Raw genomic sequence first — 21,780 nt, 5'->3', positions numbered from 1 at the left:
ATATCCCATTTATTCAAGCCGCGATAGCTTACTTTACACAAAACAAATCTTAATACGTAAAACAAATTGGACTAAATGTTGTGTATTTGTTTTTTAGGTTCAAGATTGTATCTTTGTTTGTTGGCTAAAGCCAAGTTACCAACATATCTTTACCGCTATGACACCCACCCTACTCTTAAAAAAACACTTCGGTTTTGATCAATTCCGTCATAATCAGGAAGATATTATTCAGGCAGCTTTAAGTAAAAAAGATTGCTTGGTTATCATGCCAACAGGTGGTGGAAAATCATTGTGTTATCAAATTCCTGCATTGGCTAATCAAGGATTAACCCTAGTCATTTCACCTTTGATTGCACTTATGAAAGATCAGGTAGATGCCTTGAATCAAAATAAAATTCCGGCAGCTTTTATCAATTCAACACAAGAAGTATCTGAACACGAACGGATATTTAATCAACTTAAATCCAATCAACTCAGATTACTCTATTTAGCCCCTGAACGCTTGCTCAATGATGCTGTTATTCTACAATTTTTGAAGTCACTTTCTATTTCTCTGATTGCCATTGATGAAGCGCACTGTATTAGCCAATGGGGTCATGATTTTAGACCAGAATATCTCATGTTAGGTGATTTAAAAGTTCATTTTCCTAATGTCCCCATCATGGCCTTAACTGCTACAGCGGATCGAATTACACAACAAGATATTGTCGCCAAATTAAATTTTGTTAATCACCTTACTTTTGAAAATTCTTTCAATCGTCCGAATATAAAATATACCATAAAGTCGAAAACAAATTATTACACCCAACTCATTAGTTTTTTAAAAAATCATCCGGATGATAGCGGCATTATCTACTGTCTTTCCAGAAACAGCACAGAAGAATTAGCCCAACAATTATCCAAGGATCAATTCCCAACTCAGGCCTATCATGCAGGATTGCCCAGAGACATTCGTGAACAGAGACAAGATGATTTTCTGACAGATCGGGTTAAATTAATCACGGCTACTATTGCATTCGGAATGGGTATCGACAAAAGTAATGTACGCTTTGTCATTCACGTAGACTTACCCAAAAATATAGAAGGATATTACCAAGAGACGGGTCGAGCAGGACGTGATGGATTACCCAGTGAGGCTATACTTTTCTACAGCAAAAGTGATGTATTTAAGTTACAACATTTCGCACGTATAGAAGGCAATCCGGAACAAAGTAAAATCATGCTTCAGAAATTAGATCTGATGTCTCGGTTTTGTGAAATACATGCATGCCGAAGAAAATTTTTGCTTAATTATTTTGATGAGTCCGCTCCTGATGATTGTGGTAATTGTGATTATTGTTTGACTTCATTTACCGAAAAAGATATTACGATTGATGCCCAAAAAGTACTCAGTGCGGTGAGTAGATTAAATGAACGATTTGGTATCAACTATGTGATTGATTTTCTCCGAGGTAGTAAAACGACACGAGAAGAACACAAAGAAATAAAAACCTATGGCATTGGCAAACATCTTTCCAAGGATATTTGGAAACAATACATTGCCGCTTTAAATCAGCAATCCATACTTCAAATGAATGAAGGTGAATATCCGGTTTTACATTTAGGTCCACTTAGCCATAATGTTTTATTTGACCATAAAAAAGTCATCATCAAAATTCGCGAGATTGAAGTTCCACCAAAACCCGTTGTAAAAAAACAATTCCCTCAATCTACTCATGAACAAAATCCTACCTTATTTACGATTTTAAAAAAAGTAAGATTTGAATTAGCCGTTACTGAAAAAGTTCCACCATACATTATATTCTCTGATGCTACATTACAAGAACTCATCACCTACTTGCCATTAACCATGGATGATCTTCTAAAAATTTCCGGATTTGGTGAATTCAAAATCAAAAAATATGGCCCAGCCTTCCTTCAAGCAATAGTTGACTTTTGCAAAGTAAATAAATTATCAAGTCAGATTGATTATAAATCAGCAAAAAGGGTTAAAAAAAATAAATTCGCGTAATATAAATCGTTTGTATCGAATTAAATTTTTATAAATTTACCAAAACCTAAATCAGCTTCATTAGAAATAATCTTATAAACATACATTCCTTGAGTTAAATGCGATACAGGAATTTTAATCATTTGATCTTGATTCGTAAATGAGAATTCCAATACCTCCTTTCCAGATAAATCAAAAACCTGGATATTTAATGATAGTTTAAACAGCTGTGAAATATTGGTAGTTATATACAAATAATCAACAACAGGATTAGGAAATACATTAAACTTGGCATTGGAATTAATATCATAAATACTATCACACGAACTTCCAATTAAAGGCCCCAGCCGATAATTAGGCATGACTGGTAATGACCCACCCATTTCTGCTGGCATCCTCACAGCATGTTGTATTACTTCACAAGCCAATCCTTTACGATCTGGAAAATTAATCCGATGTAGATAGGCATTGTTATTACTGAAAGGGCAGATATATATCATTCCATCAGGAGCAAGACGCATATTAAAAAAAGTAGTCGGAAAATATTTTTCATATAAGAAGCTATCATATTTAGCAACTTGTATCACACTTTGCGCTACATCTTTTGCATGTAAGTCATACTGCCATATCTTAGTAATATTACAGAAATATAAATACCGACCTGATGGTGAGATGGCTATACTAACAGATGGTTGACTATCGAGTTTAGCTACTGGATTAATAATTTGTAAGGGATTAGACAATTCACCATTGCACCGATCGAAGTCCATAATTATAAGGTGATCTACATGATTCACTTGAATATACTTGTCACCCTGTTCACTAAAGCAGTCCCTACCATTCCAATCAAATTTTGCTCCATTAGGGCCAATAAATTGTTTATGATGTAACCGTACTCCTGAAGGATCTAAAAGATAAAAGAAATACTCATTATGTCCTGAAGTCTTTTGAATAAGCCACCAATCCCTACCATTGGCATGTTTACATGCAGACATATTGGCTGTGTTGATTTCACCCTCCAGAAGCATAACGTTCTTCTTTATTGCTTCTCCCATTCCATTATCCCCATTTAGATCAAGTAATGTATAATATAATTTATCACAGCCAGCAGCCACCTCACGTTCTGGATCATCTTTTAGAACACCAAAGGATTTATGAAAATGAAAAAAAAATTCCAGATGATTTGGCCATGGCAAAAAAAGTGCACCATTTTGCATGGGATAAGTTGCTCCAATATATGCATCCCAATATGGTCCAGGATTAATGTGATCGCCACCTTTAACAATATCATGATTTCTATTATATATATGAAATGCATCTGAATAAAATAATAATTCACCTTTTGCATTTGATACAGCAGATGGACAAAATCCAGTATTACAGATTGGATTATCTTTAAGTGGGTAACTAATCTTTAATCCCTTATTAAAATTTATTTGCATCAATCCTACAAAAACAATACTGTCTGTACTATTCCCTCCCCATCCTATTATCCAATTGGCATCATAGAATTGCGCAAATAATGTATGAATTCCTATAAATACATTAATAGCGATTATTCTTGCAATAGTATACATTTTATATTTTATAGATTCAAAATAACAATCCATCTATTTAATAAACCAATTTCTTCAAATATACAAGAATTCTATTCATTTTGTCCTATTTAATTTAATTGAGTATAATTTTTTCAATTATGTATAGACCAATTAAAATTTGATTTTGGATTGGCGATGATTTAATTAGGTTTATTAAAATCTAAGCCCAAAAGAACATTTGTCATATCCAACTGAAAGATATCTTTTCCATTCTCTTTTCCATTTGTCAAGGTATAGGCTTGTCAACTTAATCATTCATTGTGAGATGCTCTTGATCTGCCTGGCTGCATTATAGTGACCCGTCCTAAAAAAACTATACACAAAAAAACTGTTTATGGTACAAAAGGATCAGGAATTTAATGCCCAAACCAGGAAAAAGCAAGGTCGATATGACAAGCGTTTAATCTTAAAGATCGTTAGCGATATTGAATCCGGACACCCACGGAAGGAAATGCAAGACCTATATGGATTAGGAAAAAGATCTATTGATAGATGGATGAAAGATTACGGATCAATTCACTACAAGGACAATATCAAGCGGAAAAGCTATTCGAAGCTCCAAAAACGTACTATTGTAAGCGCCATTGAGCAAGGCAGAATGAGCATCCAAGAAGTTCAAGATGCATATGGGATTAAAAACAGTAAATTAATTAGAGATTGGATTATTCAATTTAAAAATGAAAATGACCAACTTTGTGAGTTAAATGGACAAGTGATGTCTAAAAATCTAACTAAAAATATAGGCTCAAACGAACTAGCTTTGGAAAAGGCTCTAGAAGAAGCTGAGCTTAAAATCAAGGCTCTTAATACACTTATTGATCTTGCAGAAGAACAACTCAACATTGATATTAGAAAAAAGTCTGGTGCCAAGCAGTCCTTAAAACAAAACAAGACAATCCTAAAATAGGGATCGGAAGGCTTTGCAAACTGTTTGGCAAAACTAGACATGCTTTTTATGACCATTTGTGGACTAAGCAAAAAATTAGTATTCGTGATGATATAATTCTTCAAGAAGTTATTTCCATTAGGAAACAACTTCCTAGGCTAGGTACAAGAAAATTATTTCATTTATTAAAACCAACTCTTCAATCTCACAATATAAAAATTGGTAGAGATTATCTATTTGATTTACTTTCAGAATGCAAATTAATGATAAGACAACGAAAAAGAAAAGCCATTACTACGGATTCAAAACACTGGATGAAAAAATACTGCAATCTCATTAAAGACATTACTATAACTAAACCCGAACAAGTTTGGGTAAGTGATATTACCTATATTAGATTAACTAACTATTGGGGCTATCTCAGTTTGATTACAGATGCTTTTTCCAGAAAAATTATTGGTTACTGTTTTCGTAATGATTTACAGGCAGAAGGGTGTGTTGAGGCCTTACGAATGGCATTAAATAATAGAATTTATGACCATCCCATTATTCATCATTCGGATAGAGGTTCTCAATATTGTTCACATCAATATGTCCATTTACTTAATCAACATAATATTAAAATTAGTATGACTGACAATGGAGATCCTTATGAAAATGCATTAGCGGAAAGAGTAAATGGTATTATCAAAACTGAATTTAATCTTCATCAAACTCATTTGGGATTTGATCAAACTTATAATCTTGTTAAACATTCCATTAAAGCCTACAATGAATTAAGGCCTCATGGAAGTTGTGATTATTTGACTCCTGATCAAGCTCATCTGCAATTTGAAACATTACCCAAAAGGTGGAAAAACTATAATAAATACTATTTTTAAACCTTGTATACCTTACTTAGGATTAAAAATTATATTTGCATAGTCATTTTAGGATTTATTTATTAACCTGTATAGCTATTTTAGGACAAGACATAGCTATTTTAGGACAAGACAACAAACGTGGATAAGTCGTGGATAAGCCGTGGATAAGTCGTGGTTAAGCCCTGGAACATGTTTCGTCCATGACGAGTTAAGCTGTGGGAACTTACTTATGAATTTTAGTATATGGATTATCTAACTAATCATTAATAATACACTAACTAAAATAAGCTTTAAACTGATGGAAATAAACTACATCAAGTCATAGTACCTTGAAATATCTTAGATACTACATGAACCACTATCCCGACTGCTTGTAAACCATCCGGAATGACGTAGTATGGAATATCAGCCCAATAGTCAAGATAGGCCAAGGTTTTTATCAAAAAAATGGTTAGTGAGAGGAACTACCCCTAATAAATGACTGGTCGTTTATAACTTTGAAAATAATTTGAAGTTGTTCATTCATCCTTCATTTTGAAATCCTAATAATAAAAATGAAAAATTATAATCAATAATACAGAACTAAATTGTTATCATAAATGAGCCTTAAATAACTCTTTTCTAAAGTATAACCAAACTCAATCATTTCTTTTTAAAAAAAACGAAGGCCGTATATTTTACAACATACGACCTTCTCTTTACTGATTTTGGAATTGATTTGTAATCCAATATTTTATTAAAGGAATATTATTTTTTCTGAACGTCTTTTAAGATTCTAACAGATTCATAGATCTGCAAGTCTTTACGAATGTTTTTTAAGAAATCTTCATTTCTTCCGATTCTGGACGAATCTACATTAATATAAGCCATGTCTTCTTTGATATTACTTGATTTCAAATCAGGTAATTCTCCGGTTCCTATTTTATCGAATTTCTTTGCCTCTTCTTTGCGCTTATCCATAGTAGATTTATAGGTATTGAAGTTTAAGGAATACACCGTCTGGTCACGCATTTCTTTTAGTTTTTTAGCTTGTTCTGTGATCAGTGTAAACGTAGAATCTGACTTGATTCTCTGTTTACTTTTAGCCTTAATTTCTTCAATATTTGAGATAACATAGGTATTCTGATTGACCTCTTTCTTGTCTATAACATCATAAGGCATTGGATGCTCATATTCCTTCTCACCATTATCAATTTCAGAATAAATATCAGGTAGTATAACATCTGGTTCTACACCTTTCAATTGTACTGACCCACCATTGACCCGATAATATTTTTGAATGGTGATTTTCATATCTCCCAATGGTTTAAATTGATCATTACCAGGAATCCGATCGAAATTAATGAATCGTTGTACAGATCCTTTTCCAAATGTTGGTTCACCACCAACGATAACGGCACGTTTGTAATCTTGAAGACAAGCTGCTATTATTTCTGATGCAGATGCACTATTGCTATTGACCAGGACCACTACCGGACCATCAAAATCAACCGAGCTATCATTATCTGAATATGGATTTGTATTTGTCCTATCGCGTACCTGAACCACAGGACCTTGCTCAAAAAACAAACCGGACATTTCTACAACTTCCTGAAGTGAACCTCCCCCATTATATCGAAGATCAAGAATCACACTTGTTGCTCCTTCCGCTTTTAATTTCTTCAATTCTTTAGCGACATCTCTGGAACAGCTGGTGCCATTAGGATTATCAAAGTCAGCATAGAATTTTGGTAATTTAATATATCCTACATTGGATAATACACTATCTACATCTATAAATGCAGAACGTGCGAATCCTTCATCCATGATGACTTCATCTCGTACTATCGTGATTTCTTTAATATTACCGTCTGATTTTTTAACCTTCAGCGTAACTTTAGTTCCTTTTTTTCCACGAATTTGTTTTACCACATCATCGATTACCATCCCTTTAATATCGACCATTTCCATTTTATCTTGTTGTACGCCCATGATGATATCATTAGCTTCCAATTCCTTTTGCTTCCAGGCAGGACCACCAGGGACGATAGAACTCACCTTGGTATATTCTTTTTCAGTTTGAAGGCGTGCTCCAATGCCTTCTAATTTCCCGGACATATTTATATTGAAATCTTCTTTTTGTTTTGGTGTTAAATAGTCAGTATGCGGGTCATATAAATGTATAAGGGTATTTGCAAAAATTTCAAAACGATCTAACCGCTGTAAACTTGCCATTCTCTTATACCATGCATCCATCATTTCTTTCACGTCCTTGCGGGCATCGTACAGAATCGAATCTACAGATCTGGTTTTTTTATCCTTTTCTAAAGTCTTCAGATCGTCATAATACCGACTCAATAATTCATATTTAATGGATTTCCTCCAATAATCTTTTAATTCACTTTCATTCTCAGGCCATTTGCGTTTTTCAGGATCGATCTCAAGGGATTCTTCTTTGTCAAAACTTACTGGTTGATCTATAAATTCCTTATAATAACTTTCTGATCGGGCAGTAGCATCAAGTATCAATGTTAATGATTTTTCAAAAAATTCAATGTTGCCTTCTTTAAAATGATCATCTATTAATTCTCGATAGGGTTCAAGGGTTTTGATATCCTTTTTAGTAAGAAAACGTTTTCCCGGATCCAAATTTTCCATATATTCATCAAATGCTTTTGAAGAAAACTTATCATCAACAATAGGCGGATTGTAATGATAATTCTGAGATTGCTTATAAATCAATTGCAATATGGCAGCTTCTTTTGTAGTAGGTTCGCCTATTTGCTTGCAGTGGCCAGAGAAATACGCAACGAATACAATGAGGGGTATTAACAAAAACCAACTTTTTTTAGAATTCATTTTTTTTTCCATTTTTATTGAATAAGACATATAACATTCATTTAAAGAAATCGATTACACCGAATCTTAACATTTTTGAATTATTTAACCAAAATGCATCGTTTATCTTTATAAACCCTGAATGTTGGTGCAAAAGTATGATTTTATTTTATTGTTACGAAGTATTTCGTAGATTATTTATTCATTGTTGTAAGCTTATGTATTTACATAGATGAAAAAAGGTCTTTAAATACCTCCCAAAAAAAAAGTCCCGCCGTTTAAGGCAGGACTTCTGTTTTTCGTTTTGAAATAGGTTTATCCGAAAAAATTAACTCTTTTTAAAGGAAATAGCCAGTTGAAGGCAACAACTGGCTATTATAATCCCATGAACATATCCAAACTAGCTTAACTTTTATAAATCTCATGAATCTTTAATCAATCTAGATGCTCTGTGAAAATTTGTTAATAGAAGTTGCACAATCTTGGCGCAACTTCCTATTAACAAATTATAATCCCATGAACATATCCGAATTTACGGTCGCTGATACTTTTACCAGCATTTTGATTGTATTTCTTCCCTTTGTCTACAATCACAGTACAATGATCCGACATTATTTTTCCGCCCACAAGTACAAAAAAAGGCTTGTATCATATATAATTTATTTTAATATTACTAAATAATAATATATAAAATACTGTATTTCAATATTATAAAATAATACAATTTAAAAATACCTACTTGAATGTTCCCAAAAAACTATTTTTTAGGTCCATTTATTTTGAAAAAAATTGAAAAAAAGATGAAAAAAAATCAAAAAGGGCTCAAAACATCCGGATTTTGTAAATAAGTAGTGTCAACCAAGGTCTTGATGAAAGCCATCACCTGTTTTCGCTGACGCGTATTTATCCTGAGATTGGCAACATTAGGGTCAATATTGGCAACCCGCTTAACTTGTCCTGTATAATGATCCATGACTTCATCTAAAGTCTTGAATCTTCCATCATGCATATATGGAGCCGATAATTCTATATTAAATAATGTTGGCGCTTTGAATCTGCCATTATCCAATAATATTCCGGTAACCGCACCCCTTCCCTTATCTTTAAAATCTGCTAGATTGTTTACCGTATCCAACCCGTTGTTGAAATAATCATTAGCAGAGAAGGTTGGTGCTGAATGACAATGACCACACTGAGCATCAGGTAATGAAGGATCACTGTTAAAAAACATATCCATACCTTGTTGTTGATCTAAATCAAAAAATATCTCGCCCCTAAGTTGCTTGGCATAAAGACTATTTCCTCCGGTCAATAATATTCGTTCAAATTGGGCTATGGCCTTAGCAGCCAATTCTTGGGTGATTTCTGTTTTAGAGCTAATCCCGAAAGCTTCACGAAACATCCTAGGATAATCAGGATGTCGCTTAAATTTATGAATCACATTTGGCCATTCTTCATGCAATTCAATTGGATTCTTAACCGGTTCTAAAGCCTGAGTTTCAAGTGTCTTTGATCTGCCATCCCAAAATAATCCTTTGGTAAAATAGGCGACGTTCAATAAAGACATCGAACTTCTTGTACCAATCTGACCATTAACCCCTTTACTAAAAGCCTGACCATCAGTAAAGGCTAATCTTGGATTGTGACAACTAGAACATGATAACGTAGAATCTGATGATAAGATAGGATCATAAAACAAATGTCTACCCAACTGAACACCTGCATAGGTCATTGGATTATCTAATATCTTTGGCAATTCTTGTAATCCATATGGAATCTGGACAACATATTCCTTAGGATCATATGTTATTTGGGTCAAATCATCATGATCTAAGGGTTTATCTTCATGGCAATTGTAAAATACAATCCCCATAACCAGCAACAACACTAAATGATAATTCCTAAATAACATATAAACTATAAATGAATACTAGACTGATAGTTATTCATAAACGTAATCATAAACGGCCCCCCATCGTGAAAAATCGGATCCTGAGCAATATTTACAAACTGTGTCGAAGTCCCGAATTGTCTTTGATGATCCATTTCTACAACTATTTGAGTGGTCTCATTTGCTTTAACGGTTATATTTTTTTGGAATTCAAAAGAGCGATAAGCTGAATCAAATCCGGAATGGTAGGCAAAATTGGTGGCATCTGTACCATTAGTCATAACACCTTCAGTTTTTGAAAAAATATAACTCTTCCATCCAGACCAATAATGACTTCCCTCACCCAATGGATGATTTATATCAAATTGTGAAGGGTTTTTTGAATTTAAATTGGATGGCACGCCAATACCAAAACTCAATACACTATATTGATCTACCGGAATATGACTAAATTTAAGTTTATATCCAGCTTCAGATAGCTCAATTGTCGCATGACTTTCTGTTAAAGAAATAAAGGCAATATCAGTAAGAAGGTGTTCATGGCTTGCACTCTTAAGTTTTAATTGGCTGATGAAAAATTCAGATTTTGTAAAATTGATGAGTGATTGATCGAAGTAAGAATAATTTTTACCCATGACCAAAGGTTCATTAACATACCTTCCTTTAAAAACAAACTCAACATCTCCAAAAAACTCATCCTGATGATGCGGCATACTGCATCTCAAAAATGAACCACCAACCACCATAAATAATAATAAAATCAATCTCATATCGACAATTTAATTTAATAAGTTAACGAACTAAATACTTTAAAAGTTCTCCATTAGTATGAATCTTCTAACATCTATTTTTTAGCTAATTTCTGCTCGTAATCTTTGAGTAACTGTTTAACTATTTTCTTTAATTGAAATGAAAATTCTTTCTCCTGGATCCAATGGTAGTAATTCCTATCCTCATAGAGTACTTTGTCAGCCACCTGTCCTATATATTTTCCAAAATTAAATACGATTTCTCCTTTTTCGTTGAATTTCAAACGCTGTGTCGCATCTAGCGTTTTCATATCATTGGTGAAGTCATGCAAGGATTGTACATCATTTTTAATGGCTTGTTCAATGACCGTTCCATCTTCATTCTCAAAGGGTGTAGATTCATACTTTTCTAATTGGCCTTCCAATACTTTAATCGTTGCACGAACATCTTCCAAAGCGTCATGCGCCCCTTCTAATGGTGCTCCACAATAAAATTGATAGGCGGCTTTCAAAGTTCTGGGTTCCATTTTATAGAATATCCGCTGCACATCAATTTGTCGGCGCTTTTCAATTTCCAGATCAAATCCACATCTGGCAAGCTCCTCCATGAGTATCGGAATATCAAATCGATTAGAGTTATAACCAGCCAAATCGGCATCTCCAATAAAATCAAAGATTTTTTGAGCCACTTGTGCAAAAACAGGTTTATTAACTAAATCTGCAGGAGTTATCCCATGTATCCTCATGGCTTCCTCTGAAATGGGTATCCCCGGATTAATTAACATCATCATTTCTTCTACTGGGCCATTCTTCTTGGAATATTTGATCATAGCCAATTGTAGAATTCGATCCCGAATAACGTGTAATCCCGTAGTTTCTACATCAAAAAACACTAAATCCTTTTCTAAATTTATCATTCGTTTGTTTTGGTTTTAAATAATTTGGCATCCATTGAAAGCCCTCCGGGTCCAGCTAAATAGATAGCATAAAATCCTATCAAATACAATATGGCAATTTCTTTTTCTCCCAATGGATCATGTTGATGAACGATAAAAAGTGCTACCAGCATCGTTATCATCAATGGGATAAGCGCAAGACGTGTCATCAATCCTACAATCAACAAAATGGAACAAAAAAATTCTGCAAATACAGTCAAATATAAAGATAGACTTTCCCCAATCCCAATTGGATCAGCAAATTCCACTTGACCAGAAATTATATTTAATAACTTATGATATCCATGCATCATCATCAAAGCACCGAATACGACCCTCAAAAGCATCAATACAAAATCAATTCTAATTCCAAATGTACCCGTGTAAATCCATTTTTTAAATGCTTCCATTTTTCTCCATTTAATTTATTAAAATAATCAAAATCATTTCATTTTTCAAAGCTTTACGAATAAACGCAAGGTGAATATCTCATTCATTAAATTTTGATGTATATCCAGTACCTAAAGTCTGAAAACAATAAACGATCCAAAAAACACATGCTCCGGGAAAAATAACCACCCACCATGCCGAGGGATAGGACCGCGCACTATGCATCATTTGACCTAAACTTATGGATTCAACGGGTAAGCCTAAACCCAAAAAAGATATACTGGCTTCCAATAATACCACACTCCCCATACCTAATGCAATGTATGGCAATAAAGTTTGAAAAGCAGCAGGTAATAAATGCTTGAGCATAATTCTTACATCTGAATAACCCAACGATTTACACACAGAGATATAAGTCATCTCCTTTTCTGACCTTACAATATATCTGGTGTATTTTGCAATACTAAAAGCATAAAATAATCCTATAAACAAACTTAAAAAAAGAAGATTAGGTTTGTTTATCCATTGTAATAAAATTAACATGATCATAAGCAATGGTAAGGATTTAATAAACTCAATACTTTTTACAACATAAAAATCCGGATAAATGATTAAGTCCGGTTTTCGGTTCCATACATTGAAACTAAAACCAATCAAGGCGATCAAAATGAGAATAAATAGAATTCCAATAAATCCATTTAGTATTTTAAAACTTATAAGTAACAGTATCAGATACCAACTTATTCCTAAAATAAGAAGGAAGCCCATAGCACTCCACATGGATAATCTGATTCCGGTTTTTTGATAGTATGCTCCTACTAATCCTAAAGGTAATCCCAGAATTAATGCTATGCAGATACTTAAAAAACTAAGAAACAAAGCTTGCTGTAATCCAACCAAACATGAAGTTAAAACATCTCTTCCCAATTCATAACTGCCCAAAATAAACTTGGCTTCTGAGTTAAAAGTCCCTGGTGGCAACCAAGACAATTCCTGATGAGTCTTATAGGGATCTATATGAAAAATTGGCCAACATGCTAAATCAAAATCAATTTCCTCCCATTTGAATTGATGTTCAAGCAATGCTTCCTGAAGATTTGAACCAATAGGAGCTTCTTTAGACCAAACTAGAAAATAACTTTCACCTTTGAATTTACAATAAAAAGGATGAGACCCAATGATAAAAGATAATAAAAAAGCAATGATCATGAATATAAAAAACGAACAGGTCACCCAAGGATGACGATGCCAAAACTGCATATAAGTTCGTTTCCAATTCATGAATTCAAAATATTATTTTAAATAATACCCAATTATTGATGCCGAATAATTCGACTGACTTAACTTTGCAACCAAATCTTAATATGAATTTTGCTGATAATATTAAATTTTTACGTTTAAAAGCTGGTTTGTCACAACTGCAAATATCGGAAAAATTAGGCATCCCACGCACAACACTGGGGGATTATGAACGAGGACACACAGAACCGAATTTGGACACACTGATTCAAATTGCCAATCTCTATGATATTTCTATTGAACATTTAGTCAAGAAAAAATTAAATGATGATTTGATTCAATCTTATTTAAATCGCGAAGATCAGGATCATACATTGTCAGAACCATTTACTCCCAATGTAGAATTGGTCCCTGTTCTTGCTGAAGCAGGTTACATTGAAAGTCTGCAGGACCCTGAATACATCAAAGAGTTGCCCAGATTTTCGATTCCAAAACTTAAAAAAGGTCCATTTAGAGGATTTGAAATCAGAGGCGACAGCATGCTACCCATTGAGTCCGGTACTATAGTCATTTGTGTATCTATTCCTAAATTTGAAGATATTATTGCAGGGAATACTTATGTATTGATAACCAAAGAAAATGGTATCGTATACAAAAGAATTGTTCCCAATCATAAAACTAAGAAATTAGCGCTTCATTCAGATAATACCATATTTCCAATGGTAGAAATAAGTTATGATGAAGTATTTGAAATATGGCAATACCAAGCTCATATTGCATATCATGATCCCAAATTAAATTATGATCAATGGCAGGATGATAAATTATCAGATATTCAGAAAAGTTTGTTGCAGATAGAAAAGAAATTAAATAAACATACTGATTAAATAAAAAAGCCTCATTATTTAATAATGAAGCTTTTCTTTTTTGTTTTAAAAATATTGGCTTTATTTAACTATAATTTTTTCTGATATAATTTTTTTCCCTTGAGTAATATATAAGATCAATGTACCTTTTGCATCTGTAACCGTTATGTCTTTATTATATGTTCCATCAAAATTTTCAATCTTCTCTTCAAAAAGTTCCTTGCCATTCATGTCTACTAATCTAATGGTTGTAGGTCCCTTTTTACCTTGAAAATTAACTTTCATTTGACCTTGATTCGGATTAGGAGTACTGGATAAATATTCTATGGCAAGTGAAGATTGGTTATCTCGATCCAGGATATCACTGTCATTGGAATCATTTGGATCAGGACTTTGAATCACTTCCAAGTTTTCTAGATCTCTTAATTGATCTAATTGGATTTCTTTAACTATTGTTTCATTACTATTATCGGAATCCTTATTCATATTTGAATTTATGGTATAGCATTTACTTTTAGATTGACAGCATGATTTACTTTTAGAAAATCCCGAATTAGTTGTTCTTTTGCCAAGCTTCACTTTTGTTGATTCTATTTCTCCGTTATGTAAATATTTAATTTTGACGACATCACCTACTTCCTTATCAGAAAGATATTCGATAACATCTGAATAATTCTTCATTTTTTTGCCATCAATTTTTAAAAGGATATCGCCAACTTCTAGATTTGATTGAGCTGCTCCACTTCCTTCGATGATTTCAGATATTGAAGCACCATTATTACCTCCAACTTCATTTAACATTAAACCCAAAACTGCTTTATTTTCAGGTTCATGGTTCAATTGTTCTTCTTCAATCATATGGTATCGCATCGGTTGACCACCAAGCTCTTTGATTTCAATTTCCTTTTCGAGGTCATCAACTTTGACATCTACCTGCTGACTACCATCCTTTTTATTGATAATAACTTTTATTTTTTTATTTCCTTTATCTTCGATACCTTGAGTTAGTAGTATTGAATCAACCATTTTTTGAATAGCAATTTCATCCACTTTTTCATCTCCTTCTGTTACAATTTTCTTAATGATAATTTTACGTTCAGTGCGTTCTGATTTGGATTGGGTATTATTAGTTTGACTAAAAGACAAACTTTGAAATGAAATTAATAAAATGAAAGTCAATAATAAATTTTTCATAAATTTAAATTTTAAGAATTAATTAATTTGAGCATCTTCGATGATATGCAATTTTGGCGTGCTTGATTTCGTACTACCGAAAGGTATATTTTGACTTAATATAACTTTATAATAATATTCTTGATTTTGAAGGAATAGAATATGTTTTAATTGCTTATATCTATTGGCATTGTGGAATTTCTCATTCCATAAACCTACTCCAATAGAATCAATATATTGTTGTACTGACATGGATTGCCAGTCATTAGTATTCCTTGAATCAACGATAAACATGGTATCATAATTATAGGTATAGTTCAATGCAAACTCACCAGTCTGCATAGTATTAACCTGATCCAATTGATCATTAGTAGTCTTAATTTCATCTGTTGGCAATTGATGAATAGTAGTTTGCTGACTATTATGATCTTCCTTAAAATTTGAAATGGACTGTAACCGATCCAAATTTGTTTTACGTATACTAACTAAACTCGTCTTGCCATTAATCTTTAAAGTGTGACGCTCAATGCTAGTTGTCATACCTGGTTGTTTTTGAAGATCCTTGCTGACGAGATGGTCTGTTGTAATGTTTTGAGTAGGATGGATATTAAATAATGTTATTAATCCAATACAAAAAATGATTACATATGAATAATTAATACTGTGCGTATAAGTGTTTGTCTCATGAATATTCAATATCTGCTTAATTCTATGACTCAATTGATGTCTGATCGCACTGAATCCAATCAAAACAAATGGATTTTTTACACTTGATTTAGATTCCAATTTTAAAATCAAGGAAGCATATTCCAATGATCGCTTGATTAATTGTATAGCTCTTGCATCTGCACACAATTCTCTCTGAAATCGAATTCTATGATTAATAAAATAAACTGCAGGGTTGAAGAAAAAAATGATTTCTGCTATATTACAAACTAAATTCATCCAATGATCAAATTGTAAAATATGAGCTAATTCATGTGCTATTATACATTCTGCTTCATCCACATTTAATTGATTAATCCAAGAAGTGGGAATAATGATCATTGGTTTTATAACCCCTGTGACAAATGCTGAACTAACATGATCTGAGTGAGCTAAAAGTACATTCGCATTCAATGAATAAGCCTCTTTAATCCTGGAAAAAGTTTGGATCCATTCCTGTGGAAATTCAAAATCTACTTGTCTTCTGATATTACTCAAATAATTCAATGAAAATACATATTTTACTGATGTAATCAACAATCCTACGATCCATAACCCGTTGACCCATTTCAAAATTACTTGATACTCAGGAATACCTGGTAAACTCAAAATATGTAAATTGATTTTTTGATTTGGGTGATCCAACATCAATCCAAAGGTTATAAATACACAAAACAAAAAACTAAGTAAAGCTAATTTTGAAATTAAATGGATTACTTCTTTATTTCTAAATCTAAGTATTTTTTCTAATAATAAAATAATAAAAACAAGTACAGTTCCTTGCCATATAGAGTGCAATAATGTCCATGCTATGGACTCTTGAACTATTGACACAAACTGTACTTGACCACATTCCATCATTAAAACTTACTTTTAAATCGCTTGATTTATTTTTGATTTTTTGATTCTTCTTCCATTGATTTGATCAATGACTTTAATTCAGATAATTCCTTGTCTGTTGCTTTATAATTTCCAAGTGTTTGAATCACTAATTCCATTGCTGAACCTTCAAAAACTTTGTCAATTATTGCCGAAACTGCGGATCTTTTTACTTGGTTTTCCTTAATATTAGCTTTGTAAATATGTAATTTGCCTTCTGCTTCGCGAGTACACAAATCCTTTTCAGTCATAATCTGCATGAACTTCAAAGTTGTGGTATAGCCTGTTTCTTTCTTCTTATTCAGAATTTCATTGACTTGTTTAACAGTCTGAGGTCCAAATCGCCACAATATCTGTAGTATGTCTAATTCCGCTTCAGTGGGTTTTATTACTATTTTTTGCATAAGGTACGAATTCTTTCGTAAAGCAAATATATAACAATAAACTAATCCCTACGAATTTATTCGTAATTTAAGAAAATTTTAACATTAAAGCTTGATAAACGGGATTTCAAAATGTTTATTTCCATTAGTCCCTTTAATCATATACCATCCTGGTTTCAATTTTTGGACTAATATCCTACCTAAGTTTTGAGAAGTTCGCTCAACTTTTACATTAGATTCAGTACCTATTGGATTGATTAATCTCACTTCATTTAATTCCCATTTAGAATTTGTATTGATGTACAAAAAATCATCCGCTGGTTGAGGGTATATGATTACATGATCAATGTTGATTTCATGATTTGAAGTATTCAATCTGATAATAAACTCTTTTTCGGTTTTACACCCATTAGCATCTTCTACTATTAATGTATAAGTTCCCGCGCTCAGTTTATTAGGGTCCAAATTACCTTTAATTGTATAGGTAAATGGCGCCGTTCCTCCACTTACTTGGGCTCCTAGAAATTTACCCTGGTTAAATCCTGCATTTTCATCCTTAGTCATAATCGAATCTATGGCTAGATCTGGACGAGTTATTTTAATGCTGCTTATAAGCCCAGCCGAAACATTATAAAAACTACCACTGGCATTGTTTTCCAACTTCGTGGCACAAACTCTATATTCATAGGTCGTGTCCTTATTTAAACATTTATCTAAATATTTTAAACCCACAAAATTTCTTGCAATGGTTTGAAAGTTAGATTCACTGGATTTTTTTCTTTGAATCAAATAACCCTCTGAGGCATCAGTAGAAGCACCCCAATTCAATTCAACCAGACCTGCAACTTCCTTAATAGTAAGATTACTTACAGGCAACATAGGATACATGACTAAAGTAGGATCACCCATTAAAGCAGCATGAACCCCACGTTTTCCATTAGGACTATTTATATATAAGGTGTTATTATTTTGACTTAACAAAGAACTAAACCCAATATGTTCTCCCATAGCCATATGTTGCATTTGCCATCCTGGTCTTCCAGCCCAAGCACATGTTAGAATGGTACCACTACCTAAAGCTGAACGCATGAAATTATTAGGACTATCCCAATCTCCAAAATAACTGCCGAATAAAAAAGTAAAAATACCTTGTAGTGAATCTACTGCCATGTTTTGGGTAGTTGAAATCCCACCAGCTCCTTCATACCAACCTCCACCAGCACCATAAGACCATAAATAAGAACCATTTAACAGTGATGTTCTATAGTCTGCAGTTGATGTACTATCTGGTCCAAAAAAAGCCGAACAAGCTCGATAACCACTTTGAGCAAATCCTTCATTTTGAAAATTAAAGTTATCCAAGACAACACCCCTGCGTCTTGCTTTGATTTGACCAGTTCTAAACTTATGGTCTTTCTCAAAATATTGTCTTAATAATTGAATTTCATTTTTTGAAAAAGCAGGCATATTAAAAAAATCAACTCTTCCTACTTCCAATTCAAGATCAGAAGGAATATAAGCCTGATCAAACTTTCCATCTCCAATTGAATTTTTATTTTCTGTTCTTCCGGCATCTGTATTGTCTACAGAATCATCAGTCCATGTTCCATCCAAATCTGCATAATAGGAATCAGCTGGCCATGCACCAATATGATCCGGATGTCCATCGTAGGCATCATTTCCAGCGTATGGAACGATCACATGACCGATAATGAACAAGGTTTTAAGTTTAGGATTTAAAGCTTTTTGATTTAAAATTAAATCCTTCACTTGAGGAACTGTTGCATTTTTATCAACAACTACTTGCATTACATCCCATCCTTCATTGTATAAATCATTTTTTAGCCTATTGATTGAAGTTTTCAGACTATCTTGAATTCGGCTATCAATTAATAAAAGAACAGCATTTTTTGATTCAATTGCTGGACCTTTAATAGCAGCATACAAGTAACCATTTGCAGGGATATCTGATGCAGCCCTAGTAATTCTATATTCGTAAGTTTGACCAATTTGAACGGTCGTATCTAAATAAGATACTTCTGTACCAGCTAATGTAGCTTTAAGAGAACCCCAGGCTTTGGCATCTTTCAATTTTCTATAAATGGTGTATTTTGTTGCTGTGCTTTCCGGTGACCATTTTAAAAGTATGGAGGGTTTTGCTTCGTTAATCTCAACAGAAGCCATAACAGAACCTTTTAATGACCAGTTTTGGGCACTCATTTCGTTGTTCCTTAAAGAAGCCACAACAATAATGACCCATAAACCAAACTTAAAACCTCGTGTAATGAATTGCATACTTATAAATTTAGAGCGCTAAAATAATACAATTAGTTGATAGATGTATCTGTTATCTTAATTGAAGAGTCAGGAATTAGGATTAGCTTTAACATAATCAGCTGCAGAAGATAATTCTTCATAAAAAGCTTCACCGAATTTTCTGATGATAGCTTCCTTTAAAAATTGATACAACGGTAATTGTTTATCTTTTCCTTCCTGGCACGCAGGATTACAAATATCCCATCGGTCATAGTTAACTGCTGTAAATCCTTGTTCCGGTCTTTCAATAACACGAATTGGATATAAATGACAAGATATCGGTTTTTTAAAATCCGTTTTGCCATCCCGAAAGGCTTGTTCAAAAGCACATCCTGCTATTCCATTATCATCAGTAGTCATGAATACACATGGACCATGAGATAATAATTGGGTGCTAAAAGAATCCTGACCTTCATAGTTTTCATACGCACCATGCGTTTCAATCCTATGTATAGATTCCTCAGAAAGATAAGTTTTAACAATAGGTAAAACTTGATCAATGATCTTCAATTCACTCAAATCTAAAGGAGCACCCAAATCACCTTCCCAGCAACATGCGCCCTTACAGGCATCAAGTTTGCATAAAAAATAATGATCCAATATGTCTTCACTAACCAATTTATCTTGTATTGCAATCATATCACAAATGTAAATGAATTCATTTACTCAACTTGTACAATAAATAGAATAAAGCTATTTATTTTATTCAAATAACCATATTATGCTCTCATCAATTTTTTACAAACAACAAGTCACCCCATTAACAATATCCAGTGATAAATAATTAAATCAACTCAACATGATCGATTAATTAATAATACCTATTCATTATACTTACTGTCAAAGAAATAAGTACAATAGTCTCAACTCTGAATATCATTCAAATCTTTCATTCCATTAGATGCAAAAAACAATTCAACTATGGTAGTTCAATTCCATTGAACTTTTGGATGCATTTTTACCAAATCCAGATAATCTCATGATTATTCTGTTATAAATCTAGCTATTTTTATTTGAAAAATAAATTCAAATTAACCTTCTAATTCAACTTAATGGTCAATGCAAATAAAATTGTATATTTTAAGGATACCATAATATCTTAAGGCCTAATCAATGATCTGGAACCATTTAGATCTCCTTCTTGTTTTAATTTTGATATCTGTCATTATGAATCATGATCAATATCATCACTTCCTAAGTAGGCACTTTTTAACTTTGTGTTCTACCTATTATTTCATATAAAAAGGTATGTTAATGAAAAAAATACTTATTCCTACCGACTTTTCGGAAACTTCCAAAAATGCCTTGAAATATGGTGCGGATTTAGCCGTAGCACTTGGTGCCCAAATCGATATTCTTCATGTTTTTCAAATACCCGTATCCGTTTCTGATTCTTACGTATATATCCCCGATCAGGAAGAAATAGATGGAATTACTAAAGCCCATCTTGCAGAGTTAGAACTTATTATTAAAGAAATTCAGCAATATAATCCTCAGGTCAAAAACATCCAAGCCGCTTGCGTTTCCGGAATTCCGTTCGAAGAAATCAAAGAGTATTCCAAAAAACAATCTTATGACTTAATCATCATGGGACTTCAAGGATTAGGATTTGTAGCTCGCCATATTTTGGGAAGTACAACGGCAAAACTATTTACTAAATCAGAAATACCTGTACTTGGTATACACAAACATAATGAATTTAAGGGATTCAAACATATATTATTTAGTTATGATATGATACCATTTGAAAACGATCACGCTTTAAAACCCTTGGTTGATTTGAGCCACTTTTTCCATTCCCATATTCATGTTTTGAATATTACAGATAAAGCAGAGGAATTAACTCAAATGAATGAAATGCTTGAAGCTAAATATTTAAAACCTTCTTTAGTAAATTCGAATACATCGTATCATACGATTACAAATTCTGATTTGATTTCAGGCATTGAAAAGTTTATTAAAACACAAACCCATGAGATTGATTTATTAACTATATTTCCAAGAAAACACAATATATTCTCTCAACTTTTTATTAATAGTGCGAGCAAAGATTTAGCTTTCCATTTTGACCTTCCTTTATTGGTCAATCACGACTAAAAT

At 32.9% G+C, this 21,780-nt stretch carries 17 protein-coding genes; 5 read left to right on the top strand and 12 right to left on the bottom strand.

Annotated elements, in window-relative coordinates:
* Window positions 1-157: 157 nt before the first annotated feature.
* Window positions 158-2,011, top strand: a complete 1,854-nt coding sequence (recQ, locus tag IPK88_10220; GenBank protein ID MBK8243789.1) for a DNA helicase RecQ — start codon at window positions 158-160, stop codon at window positions 2,009-2,011.
* A gap of 20 nt (window positions 2,012-2,031) precedes the next feature.
* On the opposite strand, the gene IPK88_10215 is transcribed toward recQ, so the two are convergent.
* Window positions 2,032-3,567, bottom strand: a complete 1,536-nt coding sequence (locus IPK88_10215) for a T9SS type A sorting domain-containing protein (GenBank protein ID MBK8243788.1) — start codon at window positions 3,565-3,567, stop codon at window positions 2,032-2,034.
* A gap of 355 nt (window positions 3,568-3,922) precedes the next feature.
* Between IPK88_10215 and IPK88_10210 the strand changes: the two genes are divergently transcribed.
* On the top strand, window positions 3,923-4,495 hold the full coding sequence (locus IPK88_10210) for a transposase (protein ID MBK8243787.1): 573 nt from the start codon (window positions 3,923-3,925) through the stop codon (window positions 4,493-4,495).
* Window positions 4,492-5,355 carry an IS3 family transposase gene (locus IPK88_10205; GenBank protein MBK8243786.1) on the top strand — a complete coding sequence of 288 codons (864 nt, stop codon included), beginning with the start codon at window positions 4,492-4,494 and terminating at the stop codon, window positions 5,353-5,355. Before IPK88_10210 ends, IPK88_10205 begins: the two co-directional genes overlap by 4 nt.
* A 729-nt stretch (window positions 5,356-6,084) precedes the next feature.
* On the opposite strand, the gene IPK88_10200 is transcribed toward IPK88_10205, so the two are convergent.
* The 6 genes from IPK88_10200 to IPK88_10175 all read right to left on the bottom strand — a co-directional run bounded on the left by IPK88_10200 (window position 6,085) and on the right by IPK88_10175 (window position 13,400).
* Entirely contained in the window at window positions 6,085-8,175 is a 2,091-nt protein-coding gene (locus tag IPK88_10200) for a carboxy terminal-processing peptidase (protein MBK8243785.1), read from the bottom strand.
* Between the two features lie 790 nt (window positions 8,176-8,965).
* Window positions 8,966-10,066, bottom strand: a complete 1,101-nt coding sequence (locus IPK88_10195; GenBank protein MBK8243784.1) for a cytochrome C peroxidase — start codon at window positions 10,064-10,066, stop codon at window positions 8,966-8,968.
* 5 nt (window positions 10,067-10,071) lie between these two features.
* The gene (locus tag IPK88_10190) at window positions 10,072-10,815 is read right to left on the bottom strand and encodes a hypothetical protein (GenBank protein ID MBK8243783.1); all 744 of its coding nucleotides are present in this window, start codon (window positions 10,813-10,815) and stop codon (window positions 10,072-10,074) included.
* Between the two features lie 74 nt (window positions 10,816-10,889).
* Complete coding sequence (locus tag IPK88_10185) at window positions 10,890-11,711, bottom strand: 3'-5' exonuclease (protein ID MBK8243782.1); 822 nt, start codon at window positions 11,709-11,711, stop codon at window positions 10,890-10,892.
* Window positions 11,708-12,139 (bottom strand): DoxX family protein, encoded by a 432-nt coding sequence (locus IPK88_10180; protein MBK8243781.1) that lies wholly within the window; start codon window positions 12,137-12,139, stop codon window positions 11,708-11,710. Before IPK88_10180 ends, IPK88_10185 begins: the two co-directional genes overlap by 4 nt.
* A 79-nt stretch (window positions 12,140-12,218) precedes the next feature.
* Window positions 12,219-13,400, bottom strand: coding sequence for an ABC transporter permease (locus IPK88_10175; GenBank protein MBK8243780.1), 1,182 nt, complete (start codon window positions 13,398-13,400; stop codon window positions 12,219-12,221).
* 83 nt (window positions 13,401-13,483) lie between these two features.
* On the opposite strand from IPK88_10175, the gene IPK88_10170 reads away from it, so the two are divergent.
* A complete protein-coding gene (locus IPK88_10170) occupies window positions 13,484-14,245 on the top strand; it encodes a helix-turn-helix domain-containing protein (protein MBK8243779.1) in 762 nt (253 codons plus the stop codon).
* Window positions 14,246-14,305: 60 nt separating this feature from the next.
* On the opposite strand, the gene IPK88_10165 is transcribed toward IPK88_10170, so the two are convergent.
* From IPK88_10165 to IPK88_10145, 5 genes are all read right to left on the bottom strand, one after another.
* Window positions 14,306-15,418 (bottom strand): PDZ domain-containing protein, encoded by a 1,113-nt coding sequence (locus IPK88_10165; protein MBK8243778.1) that lies wholly within the window; start codon window positions 15,416-15,418, stop codon window positions 14,306-14,308.
* 18 nt (window positions 15,419-15,436) lie between these two features.
* Window positions 15,437-16,963 carry a M56 family metallopeptidase gene (locus tag IPK88_10160; protein ID MBK8243777.1) on the bottom strand — a complete coding sequence of 509 codons (1,527 nt, stop codon included), beginning with the start codon at window positions 16,961-16,963 and terminating at the stop codon, window positions 15,437-15,439.
* A 26-nt stretch (window positions 16,964-16,989) separates the two neighbouring features.
* Window positions 16,990-17,385, bottom strand: a complete 396-nt coding sequence (locus IPK88_10155; GenBank protein MBK8243776.1) for a BlaI/MecI/CopY family transcriptional regulator — start codon at window positions 17,383-17,385, stop codon at window positions 16,990-16,992.
* An 84-nt stretch (window positions 17,386-17,469) separates the two neighbouring features.
* Window positions 17,470-19,659 carry a hypothetical protein gene (locus IPK88_10150; GenBank protein ID MBK8243775.1) on the bottom strand — a complete coding sequence of 730 codons (2,190 nt, stop codon included), beginning with the start codon at window positions 19,657-19,659 and terminating at the stop codon, window positions 17,470-17,472.
* A 69-nt stretch (window positions 19,660-19,728) separates the two neighbouring features.
* Window positions 19,729-20,319 carry a DUF3109 family protein gene (locus tag IPK88_10145; GenBank protein ID MBK8243774.1) on the bottom strand — a complete coding sequence of 197 codons (591 nt, stop codon included), beginning with the start codon at window positions 20,317-20,319 and terminating at the stop codon, window positions 19,729-19,731.
* A 615-nt stretch (window positions 20,320-20,934) separates the two neighbouring features.
* Here IPK88_10145 and IPK88_10140 point away from each other — a divergent pair.
* Window positions 20,935-21,777 carry a universal stress protein gene (locus tag IPK88_10140; protein ID MBK8243773.1) on the top strand — a complete coding sequence of 281 codons (843 nt, stop codon included), beginning with the start codon at window positions 20,935-20,937 and terminating at the stop codon, window positions 21,775-21,777.
* Window positions 21,778-21,780 lie beyond the last annotated feature (3 nt).

This window comes from Candidatus Defluviibacterium haderslevense, assembly GCA_016712225.1.
GTDB lineage: Bacteria > Bacteroidota > Bacteroidia > Chitinophagales > Saprospiraceae > Vicinibacter > Vicinibacter haderslevensis.
This window is presented reverse-complemented; position numbering and strand designations above follow the sequence as displayed.

Excerpts from the sequence above, each read along its gene's own strand:
- IPK88_10190 (MBK8243783.1), bottom strand. The coding sequence starts at position 10,815 with ATGAGATTGATTTTATTATTATTTATGGTGGTTGGTGGTTCATTTTTG.
- IPK88_10215 (MBK8243788.1), bottom strand. The coding sequence starts at position 3,567 with ATGTATACTATTGCAAGAATAATCGCTATTAATGTATTTATAGGAATT.
- IPK88_10140 (MBK8243773.1), top strand. The coding sequence starts at position 20,935 with ATGAAAAAAATACTTATTCCTACCGACTTTTCGGAAACTTCCAAAAAT.
- recQ (MBK8243789.1), top strand. The coding sequence starts at position 158 with ATGACACCCACCCTACTCTTAAAAAAACACTTCGGTTTTGATCAATTC.
- IPK88_10210 (MBK8243787.1), top strand. The coding sequence starts at position 3,923 with ATGGTACAAAAGGATCAGGAATTTAATGCCCAAACCAGGAAAAAGCAA.
- IPK88_10175 (MBK8243780.1), bottom strand. The coding sequence starts at position 13,400 with ATGAATTGGAAACGAACTTATATGCAGTTTTGGCATCGTCATCCTTGG.
- IPK88_10145 (MBK8243774.1), bottom strand. The coding sequence starts at position 20,319 with ATGATTGCAATACAAGATAAATTGGTTAGTGAAGACATATTGGATCAT.
- IPK88_10160 (MBK8243777.1), bottom strand. The coding sequence starts at position 16,963 with ATGATGGAATGTGGTCAAGTACAGTTTGTGTCAATAGTTCAAGAGTCC.
- IPK88_10165 (MBK8243778.1), bottom strand. The coding sequence starts at position 15,418 with ATGAAAAATTTATTATTGACTTTCATTTTATTAATTTCATTTCAAAGT.
- IPK88_10200 (MBK8243785.1), bottom strand. The coding sequence starts at position 8,175 with ATGAATTCTAAAAAAAGTTGGTTTTTGTTAATACCCCTCATTGTATTC.
- IPK88_10185 (MBK8243782.1), bottom strand. The coding sequence starts at position 11,711 with ATGATAAATTTAGAAAAGGATTTAGTGTTTTTTGATGTAGAAACTACG.
- IPK88_10155 (MBK8243776.1), bottom strand. The coding sequence starts at position 17,385 with ATGCAAAAAATAGTAATAAAACCCACTGAAGCGGAATTAGACATACTA.
- IPK88_10195 (MBK8243784.1), bottom strand. The coding sequence starts at position 10,066 with ATGTTATTTAGGAATTATCATTTAGTGTTGTTGCTGGTTATGGGGATT.
- IPK88_10150 (MBK8243775.1), bottom strand. The coding sequence starts at position 19,659 with ATGCAATTCATTACACGAGGTTTTAAGTTTGGTTTATGGGTCATTATT.
- IPK88_10170 (MBK8243779.1), top strand. The coding sequence starts at position 13,484 with ATGAATTTTGCTGATAATATTAAATTTTTACGTTTAAAAGCTGGTTTG.
- IPK88_10180 (MBK8243781.1), bottom strand. The coding sequence starts at position 12,139 with ATGGAAGCATTTAAAAAATGGATTTACACGGGTACATTTGGAATTAGA.